The 6,816-nt window shown below is 63.9% G+C and carries 4 protein-coding genes; 3 read left to right on the forward strand and 1 reads right to left on the reverse strand.

The features are described 5' to 3' along the window. Positions 1-810 precede the first annotated feature (810 nt). The 3 genes from ACFWO3_RS08165 (at position 811) to ACFWO3_RS08175 (ending at position 4,862) form a co-directional block, all read left to right on the forward strand. Positions 811-1,596 carry an alpha/beta hydrolase gene (locus ACFWO3_RS08165; protein WP_378575887.1) on the forward strand — a complete coding sequence of 262 codons (786 nt, stop codon included), beginning with the start codon at positions 811-813 and terminating at the stop codon, positions 1,594-1,596. 441 nt (positions 1,597-2,037) lie between these two features. Continuing rightward, positions 2,038-2,202: a hypothetical protein gene (locus ACFWO3_RS08170; protein ID WP_378575889.1), complete on the forward strand. Its 165-nt coding sequence runs from the start codon at positions 2,038-2,040 to the stop codon at positions 2,200-2,202. Between the two features lie 410 nt (positions 2,203-2,612). Continuing rightward, positions 2,613-4,862, forward strand: coding sequence for a LuxR C-terminal-related transcriptional regulator (locus ACFWO3_RS08175; protein ID WP_378575891.1), 2,250 nt, complete (start codon positions 2,613-2,615; stop codon positions 4,860-4,862). Positions 4,863-4,868: 6 nt separating this feature from the next. On the opposite strand, the gene ACFWO3_RS08180 is transcribed toward ACFWO3_RS08175, so the two are convergent. Then, on the reverse strand, positions 4,869-6,816 hold a 1,948-nt coding region (locus tag ACFWO3_RS08180), incomplete at its 5' end, for a LuxR C-terminal-related transcriptional regulator (protein WP_378575893.1).

Raw genomic sequence — 6,816 nt, forward strand, 5'->3', positions numbered from 1 at the left:
GGCTCAGGTGTGGCGACTTTCTACCCGAGTGGTGATGTTTCAGCATGCCACAGCGAGGAGGATTGACGTTACCGCCGGAGATTCGCTCGGATCCCGAAGCGGCTACGGATGGAGGAAAGACCATGAACAAGAACGTTGTACGGGTAGCTGTCGCTTGTGCCGCGGTTGCGCCCGCGATCGCCCTCGGATCAGGTGTTGCAGCGGCCGCTCCGACGCTCGAGCCGGACGCGCGACCCGCGGTTGTTGGGCCGGTCCTATGGACTGATGGTCTGCCGATGGAGGGTTGGACCTGCGCGGTATTTCAGGGATTAACCATCGGTATGGTGTCCGACCCGGACGTGAACACGCATAACGGCAAAGTCGTCGATCCAATGTTCGGCGCCTGGGTTGCGGGCCCGGTAAATGGCGGTTGTGTCGGAACTGGAGGAGTGGCGTTTCCATCCGGTACGGCCGGGTGACGACGTGTCGGGGCCGTGCCACTCCTCGGGCTCAGCATTGCTGACCAACCCGATCCCATTCTCGTCCAGGTGCACCTCGACAAGAACGAGGCTGAGCACTCGGAGTCAAGGGGTCCACGGCCCGACGCACGGTACCGGGAGGCGGTAATCGCAGCTCCTCGGTACAGCTGACAACTCGCCGTTCCTGCGGGACGCTCCGTCGGTCGTGCCTATGTCCGCGCCGCAATCTGTGACGATACTGAGTGAGATTGAGGGTGGGCAGGTTGGGTCGGGTACTGAACTTCGGTGGATGACGAACCGAACGGGTTCAAATTGTGGGACAGTTCTTGTCGAAATGGAGAGGACAAGTCCAGTGCTCGAAGTCATAGACAAGGGTCAGGTCAGTGCTTTGCACGACACTCCTCTTCTCTTCATCCACGGCGGCTACCACGGTGCGTGGTGCTGGGACGAGCACTTCCTGGACTGGTTCGCGGACAAGGGATACCGCGCTCTCGCAGTCAGCCTGCGCGGCCACGGCAACAGTCCGACATCCACACCGATTCGGAACGTGACGATCGCGGACTATGTAGACGACGTCGTCTCAATCGCCGACATGCTGTCGACGAAGCCGGTGGTCATCGGCCATTCCATCGGCGGCTTCATCGTGCAGAAATACTTGGAGTCACACGATGCACCGGCTGCAGTGCTGATCTCTCCCACATCCCCGCGCAGCGCGCGTGGGTCCGTGCGGCGGGCCGCGAGACGTCACCCACGACTGACCCTCGAGGCAATGCTCACTCGAAACCCCCTGCACCTCGTCGAAACCCCAGCGTTGGCGCGCGAACTGTTCTTCTCGGCCCAGATGCCAGCGGCACAAGTCGAGCATTATGCCGCACAGTTGGTGAATGAGAGTGACCACGCACTTCGCGACCTGATGCTCTCCAATGGAACCCGACCGAGACTTGGTTCCACACCCGTTTTGGTACTCGGCGCAGAGGGCGACACAGCAAATACCCCCGAAGAAGTTCGCGCAACAGCACGCGCCGACGGACTCGAGGCCGAGTTGTTTCCGGGGATGGCCCACGACATGATGCTGGAACCTGGTTGGCAGAACGTCGCCGAACGGATCCTCGAATGGCTCGGCACCCACGATCTATAGATCCGGCGGCCGTCGTAGTCCGCCTTTCGTCAAACCAGGTGCGAGTCTCGACTCGGCGCCTCGAATTCGAGTAGTCGACTACTCATGACATCGAGATCGTCAGGGACGACACTCGGGCCCAGGAGAGATTCTGGTCCGCGGCCACGCTCTGGTAGGTCGCGGCTGTCCGAAGGGAAGCCAGCGATGACAGCGACCACTTTTCGATGGGCAATGACGGCAGTCGTCATCGCCCCATTGGTAGCGGCGGGCGTGGGCATGGGAGCGGGGACCGCCTCGGCAGCAACACCACCGACAATCTCGGTGCAAACAGTCGGCCCCAACACCTGGGCGGTGAGCCTGGACCCGACTGCGACCCCCAATCCAACTGGGTGCGACGTCCACGTGGGTCCAATGACTATGGGAACAGGAGCCTCTTCGGCTTTTACATTTACGTTGAACAACGTGCAGGTTGCAGCATTGGGCACGGGGACTCACCCAGTCTTCGCCGAGTGCCCTGCGGGTTCCAGCAACAAGAGCGCGACCCTTCAGTTGTACTCCCCACGCGACCCCATCAACGACATGCGCACCCAGTTCAGCAGCGACTCGCAAGGCATGTTCGGGTCGTGATCGACAAGCTTCAGTGAAAACGATAACGGTTTTCCACCGACTCCTCTCCACGAATTAGACTTGTCGGTGTGAATCTGGCCTGGCCAGTGATCGAGAGACCTGCCGAATCTCGAGCAATTTCCGAGGCCGTCAACTGTGTGAACGGGCCTCGGGGGATCCTCGTCCAAGGCCCCGAGGGGATCGGACGCACCACGCTGCTTGCAAGCGTGGCGGCGTCGCCTGACGGCCCCGCCAGATGGATAGCCGGTACCGATACAGCCCGCCAGATCCCGTTCGGGGCCCTCTCCTGGTTGGTCGACGGTTCCTCGTCGTGGAATCTCGCTGCGATGCTTTGCGATTCAGACCGGCGCTTCTCCGAGGAGCTCCGGGGCGGAACGCTTTTCGTAGACGACGCACACATACTGGATCCGATGTCTGCCATCCTTGTCAATCATCTCGCGATCAGCGGGGCCCTCGCTCTGGTAGTGACGATCAAGTCCGATGCGCCAGTCCCCGACGCGATCGCCGCCCTGTGGAAGGATCGCGGATTCTCGCGGCTGAGAATCGATGGCTTCGACAGCGACCAAACAGGAACGATTCTCGCCGCAACGCTCGGGGGCCCGGTCGAGAGCATCACGACGCACCGGCTCGCGGAGGCGTCCCACGGTAATCCCCGTTGTCTTCGACAGCTGGTCGAAGGCTCACTTACGTCCGGCACGCTGCGTTGCACCAGCGGAATCTGGCAGCTGCGTGGGGAGCCCGCCGTCACTCCTGAGCTGACACTACGACTTCGCCGCCAGTGCGCCCACGCGCCGGACACTATCCGACGGATAGTCGCTCTTGTCGCGTTCGGCGAGCCCCTCGAACTGGCAATCCTCCGTGAACTGGTCAGCACGCAATCACTTCTCGACGCTGAAACCTCCGGACTGATTCGCTTTACGAAGGAAGATTCGACCCTGGTGGCGCGACTGGTCCACCCATTCTTCGGAACAGCGGTCCGCAGCAGTCTCTCCGCCGACGACGCACGGCAGGCCCGCGAAGAACTGGTTCCGCTTCTCACGAACGACGCGAGCGGACAGGCGAATCGAATTCGGGCCGCGGAACTTACGCTCGGCACTGACTACGCGAGCAGCGGCCTACTCGCATCCGCCGCTGCGGATGCGATTGCCCTGGGCTCTTACGACCGAGCCGAAGCCCTTGCCCGCGCTGCCACCGCCGAAGGCGGCGGATTCCGGGCCACTCTCATCCGCGCGGGGGCGCTCGCCTGGACGAGCCGGGGTGCCGATGCTGAACTCTTGCTGACGACGGCCGATACCACCTGCAGCACCTCGGCAAAACTCACCCGGTTGGCAATCCTGCGGGCGGGCAATCTGTTCTGGAACCTTGACTCGCCAGATCGTGCTTGCGCCGCCCTCAACGCCGCGCGTGCCCGTATTGGCGCCGGCTCCGGCCGCGAGTGTCTTGACGGAGTTCGGGCCGCAATCGAGCTGTCGATCGGGCGGGCGGGCTCCGCAGCCGAATCTGCAGTCCGAATCCGTCTGTCCAAGAATGCTCCTCCCGCCGCACGGATGTGGGCGGCGAGCACGGGGTGTGTAGCGCTGGCGTTGATGGGGCGGGGTGATGAAGTGCGCCCCTGGGCACGATCGACGGCCGCCTACGTGCAATCCGACACGGCGGTTCTCCGATTTGCGATCGGGCACGGCGAGATCATGGCGCTCATCTACACGGGCAACTTCGACAGTGCCGAGCAATCTGTTCGGCGGTATCTCGAACTGGCGGGAACCCACGATCCGGCAGCGTTCGGCATCACCGCACTGTTCGGCAGACTCGAACTTGCCAGAGGACTGCTTCGTGCAGCGAGGGCAAGGTTGGAGGAAGCTGCTGCGGCACTAGGACAATCGAATCCCGAATGGCGGGTGCTCACCAGTCTCTTCCTGGCTCAGACTCTGGCGATGTCCGGACGTCCTGTCGACGCGAACAAGGCAATCGAACGCGCGGAGGCCTCGCGCGGCCAGCACAGAAAGTTGTATACCCCCGAACTCGGCATCGCCAAAGCATGGGCCGCTGCCGCGGCGTGCGACGTGGGACTCGCGATCAGTCTGGCCCGTAGGGCTGCGGTCACCGCCGAGGAGTCAGGGTTGTTGGCTGTAGCCGCTGAAGCATGGCACACCGCCGTCAGGTTCGGTGATGAGGCGGCGGCGCCCAAGCTGGCGGCTCTCATCGGTCTCGTCGATGGCCTGTTGATTGCTCCAATGGCCGCACACGCTGCCGCGGCCGCCGCGTCAGATGTCGATGGGCTGCGCTCGGCCGCTGCTCAGTTCGACATCGGCGGAGCAAAATTGCTGGCCGCGGATGCCTACGCTCAGGCCGCGGCAGCATATCGGCGCGCGGGTAATCGCCGCGAGCAACTCCGCACGTCCGCTCGCGCATACACGCTCGCGCGCACCTGCGGCGCACACACCCCGGCAATCCGCGCCGGGGCGGCTCCGCTCCCACTGACGCAGCGCGAGCGGGAAATCGGCTTGTTGGTCGCGGACGGGTTGACCAACCACGGGATCGCCGAACGCTTGACGGTCTCGTCGCGGACCGTCGAAGGACACATCTATCACATGTTCATGAAGCTGGAGGTCGCCGACCGCAAGGGGATGGCTGAAACGATGCGCACGGAAACCCTTCCGTGAAGATGGTCATGCCACTCGACACAACTTGTCCACCAATTCTTTCCGGTTGTCCACGTCGAGCTTTGCAAACATCCGATAGATGTGTCCTTCGACCGTGCGGACCGACAGCGTCAAACGTTCGGCGATCTCCCGGTTGGACATGCCCGCCACAATGAGCGAGGCGACCACTTGTTCCCTGGCGGTCAGGTACGCCCGGCTTCCGAGAGTCTTCAGGGCCGGGGTGCTTGCTCCTTGGCACCGTGCGGCGAGACGCTGCGCCGCCGATGCCGACAGCCTCTCCCGGTAGCGGTCACCGCCGACCCTGTGTGCGGACGCGGCCTGGGCTGATACGTCGGCCGCGACCAGTACGGCACCCATCGTCTCGAACTCCCGGGCAGCGTTGTCCAGTCCCTGCCCATCGCCGGCTTGCAAACACAGCGCATGCTGTGCGGCGGTGCGTCCGTAGATTCCATCGACCTGTCCGCCCAGTCGACGAAGGCGCCCGGTCGCCGAACGATCACCGAAACGCACCGCGGTGTGGAGCGCTAGGACCTCGATCCCGAACATGGATCCGGACCGGGCAAGCCCGGCAGCCTTGCGTGCCAAGCTCACCGACTCACGGTGCTCTCCGCGCGCCGCCACGACCCAGGCCCTCGCCAACACGAGGTCGGGCTCGAAGGATGCCAATTGCTCGCCGAATGCATGCTGCGCCACCTCGAGCGCCTCTGCCGCCTGCTCCGTCTTCCCTTGCGCCCCAAGCGCCTGACACAGGCCCAGCGAGCACAGCAGAATCCACACCTGTGGGCCACCGGCTCTGGCTGCGGCGAGGCCCCGCCGATACTGATCCGCGGCTTCCCACAATCGTCCCTCCGCGAAATAGCCCTGACCTCGCATGTACTGATACACACTCCACCCTGATCTGCCGAAATGTCCTGGTGGTGCGTATCGTTCGAGCACTCCCTCGATGCCGGCAAGGTTGCCGGACAGCACCGCCGCCAAGACCTCGGCAACGCCGATCTGCGTGTGCCCGATCATGAAGTCGCTGTCCTCCGCAGCGCTACGACCACGCACTGCAAGTGCGGCGACCTCGTCCGCGTGTCCGGCTCTCGCCAAGGCCGATCCTCCTGCAGCTGCCGCAACGGCAAGGGCAGAGGGTGCACATCTTTCGGCTCCGGTCAGTCGCCGTGTGAGTTCGATCGAGCGGGGTACGTCGTTGGAACAGGAGTCGAAGGTGAGTTCTGTCGCGACGACCACGTCCTGTCGTTCGTTGCTGTGCGGCCGTCCCATCAGTCGTGCCAGTTCCACTCGTGCGGCAACCGGATTTCCGGCGAAGAACAGGAACGTCGAACGCCACACGCCCCACGCGAGAAGTTCTCCCTCGGACATCTGCTCAGGATCGAATGCGGCGAGAAGCTCGGCTGCCTCATTTCCACGGCCCTGCCATGCCTGGGCTCTGGCAGCGGCAAGTGCCACTCTCAGCCCACCACCTCGAGACATGACCGATTGTGCCAAGCGCCCTGCGAGAGGAAGGTCACCGAGAGCCAATGCCTGTTCCGCAGCCGCCACCAACAGCTCGGGATCGAGCACTACGTCACTGTCCAGAGCCAACGCGGCCGACTGCAGTCGGTCACCTGCCGCCCCGCCCTGGGCGAGGGCACGCGCGAGCGTGCCACGCAGGATCCGTGCGGCAAGAGCGCCGGTCTGCTCCCGCAATACCTCGCCGACGATCGGGTGGCTGAGCCGCGCGACGCGTCGGGCCCCGTCCGAGCCGGACCGCAGATGTCCGCTCCGGTGGGCGGCCGCGACCGCGTCGTTCGACGTGGCTCGACTGAGCACGTCGATATCGAGCACACCGCCGAACGCCAGTAGGCGCAGTGCCTCTAGTGCGGCGCGCCTGAAGTGCTTGGACGGTATTGTTTGGTTGAATGGTGTATGCGAGCAGCGCCGTTGATCATGCCCGACAGTGACCGTGCCG

The sequence above is a fragment of the Rhodococcus sp. NPDC058521 genome, from assembly GCF_042719695.1.
Classification (GTDB): domain Bacteria; phylum Actinomycetota; class Actinomycetes; order Mycobacteriales; family Mycobacteriaceae; genus Rhodococcus_F.